Annotated in this window: 12 protein-coding genes; 5 read left to right on the plus strand and 7 right to left on the minus strand. The window is 61.1% G+C overall.

Features of this window, described 5'->3' with window-relative positions; genetic code table 11:
* Nucleotides 1-35: 35 nt before the first annotated feature.
* The 6 genes from AC1MDC_RS21945 to AC1MDC_RS21970 all read right to left on the minus strand — a co-directional run bounded on the left by AC1MDC_RS21945 (nt 36) and on the right by AC1MDC_RS21970 (nt 9590).
* Entirely contained in the window at nt 36-1238 is a 1203-nt protein-coding gene (locus tag AC1MDC_RS21945; RefSeq protein WP_085699073.1) for an HlyD/EmrA/EmrK family protein, read from the minus strand.
* A 15-nt stretch (nt 1239-1253) separates the two neighbouring features.
* On the minus strand, nt 1254-2723 hold the full coding sequence (locus AC1MDC_RS21950) for an efflux transporter outer membrane subunit (protein WP_480393636.1): 1470 nt from the start codon (nt 2721-2723) through the stop codon (nt 1254-1256).
* On the minus strand, nt 2713-3195 hold the full coding sequence (locus tag AC1MDC_RS21955; protein WP_480393637.1) for a MarR family winged helix-turn-helix transcriptional regulator: 483 nt from the start codon (nt 3193-3195) through the stop codon (nt 2713-2715). The genes AC1MDC_RS21950 and AC1MDC_RS21955 overlap by 11 nt, the downstream gene beginning before the upstream one ends.
* A 279-nt stretch (nt 3196-3474) precedes the next feature.
* Complete coding sequence (locus AC1MDC_RS21960; protein WP_480393638.1) at nt 3475-7149, minus strand: translocation/assembly module TamB domain-containing protein; 3675 nt, start codon at nt 7147-7149, stop codon at nt 3475-3477.
* Nucleotides 7146-8873 carry an autotransporter assembly complex protein TamA gene (locus AC1MDC_RS21965; RefSeq protein WP_085699065.1) on the minus strand — a complete coding sequence of 576 codons (1728 nt, stop codon included), beginning with the start codon at nt 8871-8873 and terminating at the stop codon, nt 7146-7148. The genes AC1MDC_RS21960 and AC1MDC_RS21965 overlap by 4 nt, the downstream gene beginning before the upstream one ends.
* 66 nt (nt 8874-8939) lie before the next feature.
* The gene (locus tag AC1MDC_RS21970) at nt 8940-9590 is read right to left on the minus strand and encodes a GNAT family N-acetyltransferase (protein ID WP_007951503.1); all 651 of its coding nucleotides are present in this window, start codon (nt 9588-9590) and stop codon (nt 8940-8942) included.
* Nucleotides 9591-9764: 174 nt separating this feature from the next.
* On the opposite strand from AC1MDC_RS21970, the gene xthA reads away from it, so the two are divergent.
* Both xthA and AC1MDC_RS21980 read left to right on the plus strand, forming a co-directional pair.
* Nucleotides 9765-10577 (plus strand): exodeoxyribonuclease III, encoded by an 813-nt coding sequence (gene xthA / locus AC1MDC_RS21975; protein WP_480393639.1) that lies wholly within the window; start codon nt 9765-9767, stop codon nt 10575-10577.
* Between the two features lie 172 nt (nt 10578-10749).
* Entirely contained in the window at nt 10750-12084 is a 1335-nt protein-coding gene (locus tag AC1MDC_RS21980; RefSeq protein ID WP_480393640.1) for a substrate-binding domain-containing protein, read from the plus strand.
* A 68-nt stretch (nt 12085-12152) separates the two neighbouring features.
* Here AC1MDC_RS21980 and AC1MDC_RS21985 read toward each other — a convergent pair whose 3' ends face one another.
* Entirely contained in the window at nt 12153-13382 is a 1230-nt protein-coding gene (locus AC1MDC_RS21985; protein WP_011334996.1) for an acyl-CoA dehydrogenase, read from the minus strand.
* Nucleotides 13383-13571: 189 nt separating this feature from the next.
* Here AC1MDC_RS21985 and AC1MDC_RS21990 point away from each other — a divergent pair, with 189 nt between their 5' ends.
* The 3 genes from AC1MDC_RS21990 (at nt 13572) to AC1MDC_RS22000 (ending at nt 16018) form a co-directional block, all read left to right on the plus strand.
* The gene (locus AC1MDC_RS21990) at nt 13572-14516 is read left to right on the plus strand and encodes a LysR family transcriptional regulator (RefSeq protein WP_011334997.1); all 945 of its coding nucleotides are present in this window, start codon (nt 13572-13574) and stop codon (nt 14514-14516) included.
* A 55-nt stretch (nt 14517-14571) separates the two neighbouring features.
* Nucleotides 14572-14973, plus strand: coding sequence for a MerR family transcriptional regulator (locus tag AC1MDC_RS21995; protein WP_085690041.1), 402 nt, complete (start codon nt 14572-14574; stop codon nt 14971-14973).
* Between the two features lie 145 nt (nt 14974-15118).
* Nucleotides 15119-16018, plus strand: a complete 900-nt coding sequence (locus AC1MDC_RS22000) for a hydroxymethylglutaryl-CoA lyase (protein WP_480393641.1) — start codon at nt 15119-15121, stop codon at nt 16016-16018.
* The last annotated feature ends 446 nt before the right edge of the window (nt 16019-16464 follow it).

Here is a 16464-nt window from a genome sequence, read left to right on the forward strand (position 1 = left end):
TCTCGCGAGCAAGCTCGTTCCCACAGGGGAAGGGATCAGCGTTGCGCGGTCTTGCTGACCGCCGCGCTGTTGTCGTGGATCAATTGGGTGATCATCGCGTCGGCTTCGGCCAATTGACGGTCGTAGACGTTGGTGCTGAACGAAGCTTTTTGCGGCGGCTGCTGGGCCAGTACCGGGCCGCTCTGGTCATGCAGGTTGACCTCGACATTGGTCGACAGACCGACGCGCAGCGGGTGTTTGGCCAGTTCTTCGGCGTTGACGTGAATCCGTACCGGCACCCGTTGCACGATCTTGATCCAGTTACCGGTGGCGTTCTGCGCCGGCAACAGAGCGAACGCGCTGCCGGTGCCTGCGCCGAGGCTGTCGACAGTGCCGCTGAACTTCACGTCGCTGCCGTAGATGTCCGACTCGATCTCCACCGGTTGGCCAATGCGCATGTCACGCAGCTGGGTTTCCTTGAAGTTGGCGTCGATCCACAGCTGATCCAGTGGAATCACCGCCATCAGTGCGGTGCCCGGCTGCACACGCTGGCCGAGTTGCACGGTACGTTTGGCGACATAACCGGTAACCGGCGCAATCAAGGTGCTGCGAGCGTTGGTCAGGTAGGCCTGACGCAGTTGCGCGGCGGCGGCCATCACGTCCGGGTGCGAGGAAACCACAGTGTCATCGACCAGCGCGCTGGTGGTTTTCAGTTGCTGTTTGGCATTGGCCAGAGCGTTCTGTGCCGAGGTCAGGTCATCGCGGGCGTGGGACAGTTCTTCCTGGGAAATCGCCCCGCCGGCCGCGAGATTTTTCCGCCGGTTGAAGTTGTCCTGGGCTTTCTGCACTTCGGCCTGTTGCGCGTTGACCTGAGCCTTCATGCCGTCGACGTTGCTGTACAGACCGCGCACCTGACGCACGGTGCGGGCCAGATTGGCCTTGGCACTTTGCAGGCCGACTTCGGCGTCGTTCGGGTCGAAGTTGATCAGCACCTGGCCTTCCTGAACCAGATCGCCATCGTCGGCGCCGATGCTGACCACGGTGCCGGTCACCAGCGGGGTGATTTCCACCACGTTGCCGTTGACGTAGGCGTCGTCGGTGCTTTCGCTCCAGCGCCCGATGAATTCGTGATACGCCCAGACACCGGCACCGGCGAGGGCAACCACAACGGCCAGCACCAGCAGCATCACCTTGCGTTTGCGCGGATTGCCAGTGTCCTGTGCGTTGTCTTGAGCTTGTGTGTTTTCGGCAGTGGCCATGACAAATACCTTGAATTAGTTGTGCGGCGTGGCTGGGGTGGCGTTGGCTGCGGTCAGGGCTTGCCCCTGGAAGCCGCCGCCCAGCGCTTGCATCAGTTGAATCGACAGGTCGATCTGCTCGGCATTCAGGTTGGCCAACTGACGCTGGGCCTGCAGCAATTGCTGCTCGATGCTGAGCACGTCCAGGTAGTTGCCGATGCCGGAACCGTAACGCTGGACGACGGTGTTGTAAGAGTCCTGGGCAATCTCGGTCGCGTGCTGCTGGGCGCCGATCTGCCGGCCGATATCACGCAACTGGTTGATCGTGTCGCTGACATCGCCCAGGGCTTTCACCAGGTTTTTGTTGTACTGCGCCACGGCGAGGTCGTAGTCGGCGTCGCGGGCATCGAGGTTGGCGCGCAGGCGTCCGCCATCGAAGATCGGCACCGAAATCGTCGGGGCAATGTTGAAGAAGCGACTGGCGGAACCGAACATCGCGTCCCCTAACAAGGATTCGGCACCGGCGGAAGCCGACAGGTTCAAGTTGGGATAGAAACGAGTCTTGGCCGAGTCGATGTCCTTGCTCGCCGCCTCGACACGCCAGCGCGCGGCTACCAGATCCGGGCGACGGCCCAGCAGTTCGGCCGGCAAGACCGATGGCAGCGCGACGGCGCTGGCTTGCAGGACTTTCGGCCGGGCGATTTCGTTGGCGCGATCCGGGCCTTTGCCGAGCAGCACGGCCAAGGCGATTTTCGCGCTGTTCAGGCGCTTTTCGGCCTCGATCAGGCTGGCTTCGGAGCTGGCTTCCAGGCTTTGGGTCTGCTGGAACTGGTACTGACTGTCGATCCCCGAGCTCAAACGACGCTGGCTCAGGTCGAGCATCTGCTTGGTGCGCTTGAGGTCTTCATTGGCCAGGTCATAAACGATATGCGCCTGACCCAGATCGCTGTAGGCCCGGGCAACGTCGGCAGCCAGGGTCAGTTGCGCGGCCTGACGGTCGACTTCGGCGGCACGGGCCTGACCGAGTGCGGCTTCCCAGGCATCGCGCTGACCGCCCCACAGGTCGAAGTTGTAATTGAAGCCGGCGCTGATGTTGCGCGTGGTGGCGTAGGCATCGCCCTGCCCTCGCGGGTCCTGATCCTTGGCCAGACGCGAACGGCTGATGCCTGCGCTGGCGTCGAGGGTCGGATAGCGCTCGGCATCAGCGGCATACGCGGCGGCGCTGGCCTGATGGGCACGGGCGTCGGCGATCTGCATGTCCGGGCTGTCTTTCAGGGCCTCGCGGATCAGGCCGTCGAGCTGCGGATCGCCGAGGCTGGTCCACCAGTCGCTCTTCGGCCACGCGGCCTGGGACAGGGTGACGCCGTTGAGCGATTGCCCGGCCTTGAGGGTTTTCGCATCGAGGCTGGCACCCTGGGTATCGAGGCCACTGTAGTTGGCGCAACCGGCGAGGATCATCGCCGACAGCACCAGTGTCAGGCTGCTGCGCAAGGTTTTACCGCTCATTGTGTTCACCTAGCCGCTGGATGGTGATCGGGTCACCGGCCGCCAGCAAAATTTTCTTGAGGATGTATTCCAGGGTTTTCAACTCGTCCGTAGTGACAGCGCCAGCCAGTTCATTCATGGCGTCGGCGCCGATGTATGGCAGGCGATCGGCCAGTTGCTGGCCCTGCTCGGTGAGTTTGAGTTGCACCTGACGGCGATCGCCTTCGCTGCGTTGGCGAACCAGAAAACCTTTCTGCTCCAGACGGTCGAGCATGCGAGTCATCGAACCGCTGTCCAGCGACAGGTGCCGGCACAGCTCGGCCGGGGTGTCGACGCCGTACTGGGCCATGATGATCAAGACCTTGAACTGCGCGGCGGTGATGCCGTGGGGTTCCATGTGGGTGTCGATGATCCTGTCCTTGAGCAAGGCGGCACGGCCGAGCAACAGGCCGAGGTGACAATGCTTGAATTCGTCCGGGGTGAAATGCTTCATGTACGCACCTAATAACTGCCTAGGCAGTGAATGCATGTCGAGATGTTACTGCCTAGGCAGCGAATGTCAACGTAATAGTTAGGTTGCTTTGTAATTAGCCGATAATTGACCGCACGAGATCGTTCCCACGCTCTGCGTGGGAATGCAGCCCGGGACGCTCCGCGTCCCATTCAACAGCGGACGCGGAGCGTCCATTGAGGCATTCCCACGCGGAGCGTGGGAACGATCAGGTGTTTGGGCGTGGGGACGATCAGGCAATCCGGCGATGGAAAAAGCGGGCTAGAAATCCCGCTTGTAGAAGATGTCCAGCGAACTGGCCACGCCGCTGGCGGCTTCGAGGTAGACCTTCTTGCTCAGTTTGTAACGCAAGGCAATGGTATTGGCCGGTTCGAACACACCGACGCCATAACGCAAACTGAGCTTCTCCGAGATATTGCCGCTGGCCACCACGCTGGTGGTGTTGCCGCTGCCCTGGGTGTCGAGCTGGAAGTCCTGAATGCCCAGATCACTGGCCAGACTGCTCGTGACCCCGGAACTGCCCATCAGACCCAGACCGAGCGCCGCCTGCGCGAGCATGTTGTTGTCCTCGCCGGTGGTGCTCAGCGGACGCCCCAGCACCAGATAGGACAGCGCCTGCTCCTGGCTCATCGCCGGCTCGGAAAAAATCTGCGTAGTCGGCTGCTCGGCGCTGCCGCTCAGTCGAATACCGGCGATCACGTCGTCAGTCTGGCGAATCGCTTCGATGTCCAGATACGGCTGATCGATCGGCCCGGCAAACAACAGGCGCGCACGGCGCACCGTCAGGCGCTGGCCGTAGGCACGGTAGCGACCGTCGTTGAGCCACAGTTCGCCACGGGTGTCCATGTTGTCGCCGATGTGCACGTGACCTTGCAGATTGGCGGTCAGGCCGAACCCGGCGAAGCTCAGTTTGTCCTCGCCGACCACCACGTCGATGTCCATCTTCATGGCCATCGGTGGTTTGCCCTCTTCGGTCTGCGCGCCGACGATGATCGTGTCATCGCTGACTTTCACCGTCGATGGCGGCAGCTCGCGCACGGTGATTTCGCCTCGGGGCACCAGCACTTTGCCGGCGACCGCCAGTTCTTCGCCGGCCATGGAAATCTTCAGGTCCGGCGCCACTTCAAGCTTGGCGTAGGGTTCGACGGTCACCGGCAGTTGCGTACCCTTGAGCGCCAGATCCACCACCAGCGCCTGGCCCCATGCGACGTTGCCGCTGAGGCTGCCCTGCCCGGTCTTGCCGCTTTTCCAGCCGCCGTCCAGGCGCACCGATTCGCCAGCGATCACCGCTTGCAGTCGCAGATCCTGCAACTGCAACGGCAGTTCCGGGCCGGACACTTCACCGTCACTGAGTTGCACGGTGCCGTTGACCAGCGGCGCGAGCAGGCCGCCGGAAATCGTGCCGCTGCCGTTCAGGCGCCCGGTGAGTTTCTCGACCATCGGCACGAACGGCCGGGCCACCGACAGATCCAGCCCGCTGAGACGGAACGAGCCATTCAGCGGTTTGTTCTTCGGCAGCGGATTGATCTGTGCCTGCACCATCAATTCACCGAGCTTGCCACCGGCGAAATTGAGGTCAGTGTCAATGCGTTTGGGCGTGAGTTTGCTGGTCAGCTTGAGGGTCTGGTACGGGAAGTCGACCCACTGATCCTTTTCCTTCATGCGCAAAGTGCCACCGCTGGCATCGACGCTGATCTGGCCGTTCGGGCCGCTGGCCGGCAGGTCCAGTTGCAGGTCGGCATTGAGCTTGCCCTGCCAGGCGAAATCCTTCGGCAACCATTGCGCGAGGCTTTCGATCGGAAACTGCTTGAGGTGGTAACGCAGCTTCGGCTCCGGCATCAACCGCTGATCTTCGCCACACAGGCTGGCATTGCCGGACATCCAGCAATGGGCGCCGAAGTTGATCTTGCCGTCGGCCAGACGTTCGAGTTTCGCCGGGTTTTGCAGCTTCCAGTCCTGACCGCCGGCCTGGATATCGCCGCTGGCCAGACGCCCGCGCCAGTTGCCTTTGTCCAGGTTGCCGTCCAGCCCCAGCGCGAGTTTCAGCTTCGGCCCGAGCAGGTCGAGGTTGAGCTTCTGATTCTTGATATCGCCCTGAGCGCTGACGGTCAACACACCCAGGTTCGTGTCGCCAGCCTGGATGCCGCTACCCTTCAGATCGATTTTCGCCCGCTGCGCGCTGTCGAGGGTGGCATCGAGGTTGAGGCTTTGCAGGCGGTTGTCCTGGAACACCAATTGCGAGCCTTGCAGGTCGAGCTTGCCTTGCGGTGCTTTCAGCGTACCGGCGACATCGACTCGACCGTTGATCTGCCCGCGCAACTGCGGCCAGAGCTGGGCCAGACGCGGCAGCTTGATATCGATCTGCCCGGCAAGCTTCTGTTGCAGGCTGCCCTTGCCGTTGATGCTGTTGTCGCCGAGACGGATTTGCAGGGCATTCAGATTCCACTGCTCGCCGGCGCCGTCGGCCTTGGCTTGCAGGATCGCCGGCTGGCCGCGCAGTTTGCCTTTCAGATCGAGGTCGGCATTCAGGCTCAGGCGCTCGTTCTTCATTTCGCCTTTGCTCTTCAATGGGCCGGCCAGCGTGCCCGGCAATTCCGCGACCCAATACGCCGGGTTGAGCGCCGACAGTTCCAGCGCGGTGTCCCAGGCGATGCCATCGGCGAACTGCACGTTCACATGGCCTTCGGCCTTGCCCTGCCCGGCTTCGAGTTTCAGCTGTGGCAGGAAGATCTGCTTGAGATTGCCGCTGAACGGACTGCTCAGGGTGAACGCCCCCGCCGGCCCATCTGCAGCGGCGGCAAAGTTACCAATGTATTGACCGTCGGTGTAGGAGACTTCGCCGGTGAAGGTACGCAACGTGACCTGCGGCTCGTCGATTTCCGGATACAGCCGATGCCAGGGAAAATCCAGCCAGTTGATATTGGCCTGGGCGCTGAGGCCTTTGCTCCAGTCGACATTACCGGTGAGCTTGAGGCTTTGCTTGTCGCTGGCCGTCAGATCGAGGCCGGCGATCTGCGCGCCATTGGCGTCGACCTTGCCTTTGAGCAGCAACGCCATCGGACCTTTCTCGGCAGGCAGCGTCGCATTGCCGAGCAATTGGTAACCGTTTTTCAGGTCGCCTTCGCCGGTCAATACCAGTTGATTCAATTGCAGGGTGTCCGGCAGGTCGGCGCTCGGCTTGAACGCCTCCGAGGTGATCCGCACATTGGCCGGCAGGTTTTCCACCAGCGGTTGCAGCTCGCCGCTCAACTGGCCGTCGAGGTAGCCACGGCTGTCGGCGTGCAGGTTGAGGGTTTTCAGCAGGTCGCCGTCGATTTTCAGCGCCAGCGTCCACGGCTCGGGAGCCGGCGACGGCAAGGTCAGATCACCGGCGATGTTCAGCGGCCAGTTGCCGGTCGGTTGCAACAGACCGGACAGATTCAGGCTCAAGTCGTCACGCTGCAGTTTCACGCTGTCGATCTGCAGGCCTTTGGCGGTCCAGTGCGCCGCCAGTTGCAGGCCTTTGAGCTCTTCACTGCCGTTGAACAGCAGACTGCCGACCTGCACGTCGCCCAACTCGATGGCCACGGGCAATTGCAGATCAGGAAGTTTGATCGGACCGCTTTCGGTGACTTCTTCGCTCGGCGGAAATTGCAGGCTGACGGTATCTGCCTTGAGCTGTTCGATGCATAGCGTCATGCGCGTCAGGCACAGCGGCGACCATTCGAAGATCGGCTTGTCCAGTTCGACGCGGCTGGTGTCCTGCTGCCACAACAGGTGATCGGCGCTCCACTGCCCGCCGAGGCGACCCTGGAAATTGTCGACGCTCAAGCCCGGAACCAGTCCCAACACCCAACGGCTGCCGGCCTGCGTTCCGAGTACAACGGCAATGCTCAATACCATCAGCAGCACCAGCGACAACAGCGCCAGCGCCGACATTTTCAAACCACGCTTCACAGCTCAGGCCCCATGGAAAAGTGCAGCCGGATGCCGCCATCGTCGTCCAGCGCGTGGGCCAGGTCGAGGCGGATCGGCCCCACCGGCGAGACCCAGCGCACACCGATACCGACCCCGGTCTTGAGGTTCGGCAGTTCGAGTTTGTTGAAGGAGTTGCCCTGATCGACGAAGGTCGCCACGCGCCACTTCTCGGCAATCGAGTATTGGTATTCGACGCTGCCGGCCACCATGTAGCGCCCGCCGATGCGGTCGCCTTCGGAGTTCTCCGGGGACAGGCTCTGATAGTCGTAACCACGCACGCTCTGATCGCCACCGGCGAAGAAGCGCAGTGACGGCGGCACCGACTTGTAGCCGTTGGTGGCGCTCCCGCCGACCTGTACCCGGCCGAGCAAACGGTGCTTGTCGAACACGGTGGTCAAGCCTTTGACCAGCGCCGTGCCGTAAACCAGGTTGTTGTCCGAGCCGAGGCCTTCTTTCGCCACTTTGCTTTCGAAGGTCAGGCGATAGCCATTGTGCGGATCGATGCGGTTGTCGCTCTTGAGGTAGGAATAGCTGACGCCGGGCATCAGCAAGGTGCTCAGGCCGGAGTCGTCACCGAGCTGGTATTCCTCGCGCTGCCATTTCAAAGAGATCACCCGCTGCCAGCCGCTCGGCAGTTTGCTGTGCCATTCCGGGCCGAAGGTCAGCAGCTTGCTCAGGGTGTCGGAGCCGTCGATGTCCTCGTATTGATAACCGCCGGCCCAGCGCAGCTTGTCGGTCAGCGGCGGGTCGAGCGGGATGTCGTAAAACAGGCCGACGTTCTGCCGTGGCGCGGACAGTTCGGCCTCCCAGCCATAACTGTCGCCCTGCGGATTGACCCAGTGACGGGTCCAGTTGGCCTTGATTCGCGGGCCGACGTCGGTGGAATAACCAAGACCCAGGCCCATGGTGCGCGGCTTGCGGGTATCGAGTTTGACGTCCACCGGGATCACGTCGTTTTTTGCGGCGGTCGGCGCGGCGTCGACCCGCACGCCTTCGAAGTAACCGCTCGATTGCAGGTCGCGGTTGAGTTCGGCGATCAGCTCGGAATCATACGGCTCGCCGGCCTTGAACGGCACCATGCGTTGCAGCAGGTCTTCATCGAACGGTGTGTCGCCTTCAAAACTGACTTTGCCCAGCGCATAACGCGGGCCGCTTTCGTAGATCAGTTCGACGTCGGCGACCCCGGCGCGGGGATCGACCATCAATTTCTGACTGGTGAAACGACCGCTGAAGAAGCCATAGCGCGAAGCCTGGTTCTGAATCAGGCGTTTGGCGTCTTCGTAACGCCCATGGTTGAGCACCGCGCCGGGCTTGAGCACGTCGCTTTTCGGGACTCGAAAGGATTTGAGGGAGGCCGCCGGGCCGTCGATGCGCACGGTCACGTTACGCAGGCGGATCGGCTCGCCGGGATCGATGTTCAGCACCAGTCGCGGTTTTTCGCCGCCCTTGACGTCACTTTCGATCTGCGGCTGGTAATAGCCCAAGGCCTGGGCGGCCTTGCGCGCCTGTTCTTCGGCGCCGCGACTGAAGCGCTGCAAGGCTTCTTCGTCACGATCGCCGAGGCTGCCGATATAGCCTTCTATATTGGCTTTCAGTTCATCGTTGGACGGTTTGATCCGCACATCCAATTCACTTTGCGCCAGCGCCGCGCAGCTGGTTAACAGCATGAGCACGCCACTGGTAAATCTTCCTGGAAACTTCATAGGCGCGGATGCTATCACGGGCTTGGGAGCGTGATAGAAGAGGAAATTTCCGAAAAAGTTCGATGGTTATCCCGTTGCAGTTTGTAACACCTGCGGGTTGGCATGGAAAAACACGTGCTCGCGCACCGGGCCGACAGCGACTTCGCCGATTTCTTCGTAACCCTGACGCTTGTAGAACTCCAGATAACGCGGGTTGCCGGTGTCGAGGATCACGCCTTGAGAACTTTCGTCCACCGCGCACCAATTGTGCACCGCTTGCAACAATTGTTCGCCGAAATGCTTGCCCTGAAATTGTGGGTGCACACCGAGCAGCGGCAGCATGTGCACCGAGTCGGTCGGCACGCAGGCTTCGACAGCGGCGTGGTATTCCAGATAACGGCGGGTGCAGCGAAAACCGGTGCTCAGCACCATGCGCAAACGCCAGGCCCAACTCTCGGTGACGCCCAGACGCCGTTGCGGCGGCGCGATCAGGGCGATGCCGATCAAGCGGTCGTTGACCAACAGGCCGATGGCCGGCAGATCTTGCAGGAAATGCTGTTTGACCAGTTCCCGCACCGTCGCGCGCACCCGCTGCTCGTAACCCGGACGTTCGGCCTCGAACAGATAAGCGAAAGTCGGCTCGTGGCGATACGCCTGATAAAGAAGGGATCGCGCTTCCCGGGAATAGCCGCGGTCGAGCATGTGGATGTCGGCGATGGCAGTTTGGGTTTCAGGCATGACGGTGATTCTCCCTGGACAGGACTCGACAGGCCCCGTTCTTGTTATACGAGCCTTGGGCTGAAGGGATCGTTCCCACACCCGAAAGACATTAGCAGCGCATATGGACTACCGCCACGCTGGCCCAGATCCTACATGTCAGCTAGCATCGCCCTTTTGCCAGGACTGCCGACCATGAAGATCGTTTCCTTCAACATCAACGGACTGCGGGCCCGTCCGCATCAGCTGGCGGCGCTGATCGAAAAGCATCAGCCGGACGTCATCGGCCTGCAGGAAACCAAGGTCCACGACGACCAGTTTCCGCTGGAAGAAGTGCGGGCCCTGGGTTATCACGTGTATTTCCACGGCCAGAAAAGCCATTACGGCGTTGCCCTGCTCTCGCGCCAGGAACCGATCGCCGTGCACAAAGGCTTCGCCACCGATGAAGAAGACGCGCAGCGACGCTTTATCTGGGGCACATTCGCCGACGCCAAAGGCGTGCCGGTAACGATCATGAACGGCTATTTCCCACAGGGCGAAAGCCGCGACCATCCAACCAAGTTCCCGGCCAAGCAGCGCTTCTACAGCGATTTGCAGGCGTTGCTGGAAAGCCAGTTCCACAATGAACAACCGCTGGTGGTGATGGGCGACGTCAACATCTCGCCGGAAGACAGCGACATCGGCATCGGCCCGGACAACATGAAGCGCTGGCTGAAAACCGGCAAATGCAGTTTCCTGCCGGAAGAGCGCGAGTGGATGGCCCGCCTGAAAAACTGGGGCCTGACCGACAGCTTCCGTCACCTTAACCCGGACGTGACCGACATGTTCAGCTGGTTCGACTACCGCAGCCGTGGCTTTGAAGACGAGCCGAAGCGTGGTCTGCGCATCGATGTGATTCTGGCGTCCCACGGCTTGCTGCCACGGGTGAAAGCCGCCGGTGTCGACTATGAACTGCGCGCAATGGAAAAGCCTTCGGACCATGCGCCGATCTGGCTTGAATTGAGCTGAGATCCTGTGGGAGCGAGCTTGCTCGCGATAGCAGAGTGTCAGGCTGCAAAAGCTTGACTGGCACACCGCAATCGCGAGCAAGCTCGCTCCCACATTGATTCAGCTGTAATGTTTTGGTCATGCGCCTGACTTAATCTCCCCGGCAATCCCCTTGGCTGCATTCGGTGCCGGCATGACCCTGCGTGCTCTGTTCGTCTTACTCCTCAGCGCCTGGCTGCAGGTTGCGGTTGCGGCGTTGCCCATTCCCGAGAACGGCCCGGTATTGCGCATCCAGGGTTCCAACACCATTGGCGCGGCGCTCGGCCCGGCGTTGGTGGAAGGCCTGCTGCAAGACCAGGGACTGCTGAAAGTCCACAGCGAAACGCCGGACACCGCCAACGAACAGCGAGTCGTCGGCTTGACGGCCCAAGGCCAAAGGGTCGTCGTGGAGATCGCCGCCCACGGCTCGAGCACCGGTTTCACTGCACTCAAGAACGCCAGCGCCGATCTGGCCGCCTCGTCACGCCCGATCAAGGACAGCGAACTGCTGAACCTGCAAGCCCGGGGCGATCTGAAAAGCCCTGACGCCGAGCAGGTCATCGCCATCGACGGCCTGGCGATCATCCTTCACCCCGCCAACCCGCTGAATCAATTGAACACTGAACAACTGGCGCGGATCTTCAGCGGCGAGGCGAAGACGTGGGACGACGTCGGCGGCAAGGGTGGGACGATTCATCTGTATGCGCGGGATGATCAGTCCGGTACCTACGACACGTTCAAGGAATTGGTTCTCAGCCGTCGTGGGAAATCCCTGAGCAATGCCGCGAAACGGTTTGAATCCAGCGAGCAGTTGTCCGACGCCGTGAGTGCAGATCCGCAGGCCATCGGTTTCATCGGCCTGCCCTATGTGCGTCAGGCCAAGGCCGTGGCGATTGTCGACGGGCAATCCCAGGCGATGCTGCCACTCGCCAGCCTGATCGCCACTGAAGACTATCCGCTGTCGCGGCGGCTGTTCTTCTATCTGCCACCCGACAGCAACAATCCCTGGGCCAAGGCCTTGGTGGAGTTTGCGCAGAGTCGTCGGGGTCAGGCAATTGTCGCGGCCAACGGTTTTATCGCCCAGACCGTGCAGGCCATCGCCGTCACGCCGAATGCGCTGATGCCCGAGGGTTATCAATCCCTCAGCCGCCACGCCCAGCGTCTGACGGTGAACTTCCGCTTCGAAGAAGGCAGCGCCAGCCTCGACAACAAGGCCCGCCAGGATCTGGCCCGGGTGTTCGACTATATAAAGCACCACGACAAGACTGACCGTGCGGTAACACTGGTGGGATTCGGCGACGCCAAGGACGACCCGGCACGGGCGGATTTGCTGTCGAAGCTGCGGGCGATGGCGGTACGCCGGGAGCTGGTGAAAAACGGCGTGGTACTGCGCGAAGTGCGCGGGTTTGGCGCGCTGATGCCGGTGGCGACCAACAGCGGGGATGAAGGCCGGATCAAGAATCGGCGGGTTGAGGTGTGGGTTTACTGAGCGTCGAACCACTGATCGTTCCCCCGCTCTGCGTGGTAACGATCAGGGCTGACGCGGAATGTCTGTAATCAGCGCTCGCTACGCAGCATTTCCTTCGGCACATACTTGCCGATCTCGAACTTGCCGATTGCCGCGCGGTGCACCTCGTCCGGGCCGTCGGCCAGGCGCAGGGTGCGTTGCATGGCGTACATGTAGGCCAGCGGGAAATCGTTCGAGACCCCTGCCCCGCCATGAATCTGGATCGCCCGGTCGATCACCCGCAACGCGACGTTCGGCGCAACGACCTTGATTTGCGCGATTTCGCTCTTGGCGACCTTGTTACCCACGGTGTCCATCATGTACGCCGCTTTCAGGGTCAGCAGACGCGCCATGTCGATTTCCATCCGCGAGTCGGCGATCTTGTCGACGTTACCGCCCAGACGCGCCAGCGGTTTGCCGAATGCAGTCCGGCTTACCGAACGTTTGCACATCAGTTCCAGTGCACGCTCGGCCATGCCGATCGAACGCATGCAGTGGTGAATTCGGCCCGGGCCAAGGCGACCCTGAGCAATTTCGAAGCCGCGTCCTTCACCGAGCAGGACGTTTTCGTACGGCACCCGCACGTTGTCGAACAGCACTTCGGCGTGGCCGTGAGGTGCGTCGTCGTAACCGAACACCGGCAGCGGACGGATGATCTTCACGCCGGGGGTGTCGACCGGCACCAGGATCATCGAGTGCTGGGCGTGGCGCGGCGCATCGGGGTTGCTCAGGCCCATGAAGATCAGGATTTTGCAGCGCGGATCGCAGGCGCCGGAGGTCCACCATTTCTTGCCGTTGATCACCCACTCGTCGCCATCGCGCACGGCACGGGCGGCCATGTTGGTGGCGTCGGAGGACGCGACGTCGGGCTCGGTCATGGCGAACGCCGAGCGGATTTCGCCGCGCAGCAGCGGTTCGAGCCAGCGTTGCTTCTGTTCTTCGTTGGCGTAACGCACCAGCACTTCCATGTTGCCGGTGTCCGGCGCCGAGCAGTTGAACGGCTCGGGACCGAGCAGCGAACGACCCATGATTTCCGCCAATGGCGCGTATTCGAGGTTGGTCAGGCCGGCGCCGAGTTCCGACTCAGGCAGAAACAAATTCCACAGCCCTTCGGCTTTTGCCTTGGCCTTGAGTTCTTCCATGATCGCCGTCGGCTGCCAGCGATCGCCTTCGGCGACCTGGCGCTCGAACACGGCTTCGGCCGGGTAAACGTAAGTGTCCATGAACGCGGTCACGCGCTCACGCAGTTCTTGCACCTTGGGCGAATAAGCGAAATCCATGAGCAATTACCTTTTTTCGGCAGGTTGTTTAAGTCATGCAATCGATGCTAGAACAGCGTTGATAATTTACCTAGCCTATTCTCGGCGTGTATAAACATTCATCACCGATATATGATTGGTTGATTTTCCTGGCCGCCCTGACCCGTGCCATCCATCTATAACAAGCACCTATAAAAAGAGAGCCGCGTAATGAATCTGAGCAAGGTCGACCTCAACCTTTTCATCGTCTTCGACGCGATCTACACCGAAGCCAACCTGACCCGCGCCGGGCAGATTGTCGGCATTACCCAGCCAGCGGTGTCCAACGCATTGGCGCGGTTGCGCGAAACCTTCAACGACCCGCTCTTCGTGCGCACCGCTCAGGGCATGGTGCCGACGCCCATGGCGCAAAACATCATCGGCCCGGTGCGCAACGCACTGTCGCTGCTGCGGGTGTCAGTTCAGGAAAGTCGGATTTTCAACCCCTCGCAAGCGGTCAAGACCTACCGCATCAGCATGACTGACCTGACCGAAGCGGTGATTCTGCCGCCGCTGTTCCAGCGCCTGCGTCGTCTGGCGCCGACGGTGATCATCGAAAGCTTCTTGTCCAAACGCCGGGAAACCACCAAGGAACTGGCCGCCGGGCGTCTCGACTTTGCCGTGGATGCGCCGCTCAACACCGACCCGCAGGTACGCCACGTCAAGCTGATGGAAGACCGTTACGTCTGCGCGATGCGCAAAGGCCACCCGCTGGCGACCAAGGAAAAATTCACCCTCGACGATTACCTGTCGCTGACCCACATTCATATTTCCAGCCGTCGCAGTGGCCTGGGTCATGTCGATCTGGCACTGGGCAAGATGGGCATTCAGCGCAAGATTGCCCTGCGCTCGCAGCATTACCTGATGGCTTCCCAGGTGTTGCAGCAGACCGACATGGTGATGACCGTGCCGGAGCGTTTCGCCCGCCGCCATGACCTGCATGCGTTCAATCTGCCGGTCAACGATGTGCCGCCGGTGGAAACCCATTTGTACTGGCATGAAAGCACCGATCAGGATCCGGCCAACCGCTGGATGCGCGAGCAGATGATCGAGTTGTGCCAGCAAGTGACGGCGCATGAGAAGAAGCTCGACAAGCTGCAGGCGCCCGCTACTTGACGTAAACGTCAACCTGCCATTAGCTTAGCGCCAAGCCCCTTCTTCGAGCGCTTTCATGAGCAGCCAGACCTACAGCATTTCCGACCTCGCCCGCGAGCTGGACATCACCACCCGGGCGATCCGCTTCTATGAAGAACAAGGCCTGCTCAGCCCTGAGCGCCGAGGCCAGGAACGCATCTACTCGCCGCGCGACAAGGTCAGCCTGAAGCTGATCCTGCGGGGCAAGCGCATCGGTTTTTCCCTGGCCGAGTGCCGCGAACTGATCGAGCTCTACGACCCGTCCAGCGGCAACACCAAACAACTCAACAGCATGCTGGCGAAAATCAGCGAACGCCGGGAACAGCTCGAGCAGCAATTGCTGGACATCGAACAGATGAAGCTGGAACTCGACACCGCCGAAGAACGCTGCGTGCAGGCGCTGGAGCAGACGCTCAAGAGTCAGCAATCAGTTCAGTAATCCAAATAAATCCCAATGTGGGAGCGGGCTTGCTCGCGATGAGGCCGGAACATCCAGTATTGATGTTGACTGACCCACCGCCATCGCGAGCAGGCTCGCTCCCACAGGGTTCTCGATACAGTCAGATAATGAGCAGGTTCAGCCCATGTCCCTCCCCTCCAAAGTACGCCTGATCGAAGTCGGCCCCCGTGACGGCCTGCAGAACGAAGCCCAGCCCATCAGCGTCGCCGACAAGGTGCAACTGGTCGACGCGCTGAGCGCCGCCGGCCTCGGTTATATCGAAGTCGGCAGTTTCGTTTCGCCCAAGTGGGTGCCGCAGATGGCCGGCTCCGCCGAGGTGTTCGCGCAGATCCGGCGCAAGGCCGGCGTGACCTACGGCGCACTGGCGCCGAACCTGCGTGGTTTTGAAGATGCGCTGGCGGCGGGGGTCAAGGAAGTCGCGGTATTCGCTGCAGCGTCCGAAGCGTTCTCGCAACGCAACATCAATTGCTCGATCAGCGAAAGTCTGGCGCGGTTCGCGCCGATCATGGAATCGGCGAAACAACACGGCGTTACCGTGCGCGGTTACGTGTCTTGCGTGCTCGGCTGCCCTTACGAAGGCGAGATCGCCCCGGAACAAGTGGCCATGGTGGCCCGCGAGCTGTACGCGATGGGCTGCTACGAAGTGTCGCTGGGTGACACCATCGGCACCGGCACCGCGGGCGCCACCCGCCGTCTGTTCGAAGTGGTCTCGAAACAGGTGCCGCGAGAGAAACTCGCCGGCCACTTCCACGATACCTACGGCCAGGCCATGGCCAATATCTACGCCAGTCTGCTGGAAGGCATCGCGGTGTTCGACAGCTCGATCGCCGGCCTCGGCGGCTGCCCGTACGCCAAGGGCGCCAGCGGCAACGTTGCCACCGAAGACGTGGTGTACCTGCTCAACGGCCTGGGCATCGAGACCGGTATCGACCTCGACGCCTTGATTGCCGCCGGCCAACAGATCAGTGCAGTGCTGGGTCGCCCGACCGGTTCGCGCGTAGCCAAGGCCCGTAGCGCACAGTGAGGGCGAAGGTGTTACCGCTGCGTCCGAAACGTGGGCATAGGCGAGTAACACGGAAACAAATTGTCTGGTTTTGCCTGAATGAGAAATCTTTCAAAAAATTCAAACCCTTGATTTACAAGGGTTTTTAAAAGTTGGCACGGCTTCTGCTATCTCTATGGCATAACAAGAATAAAAAGCAGCAAACCAATAAAAATAAGACGTACCGACTCTGACATAACAAAAACAACACGGCAGAGACGCAGCTAACAGATTTTTTTGGAGAAGGTGTGCTTTTCAGGGTGTTCCTCGGAATGACCCGCAACCGGGCAGAGAACAATAAAACTACCTTCAGGTAGCTCCCGAATCGGTTGGATCGCTTGGCGAGAAAGCAGATCAGCGCTCAAAAAAATACGTTTGCTCTTGACCCCGGATGGGGGTCGCCAAAAACAGCGGTAAAGGGCCACGGT

Source organism: Pseudomonas sp. 1 (assembly GCF_056626735.1).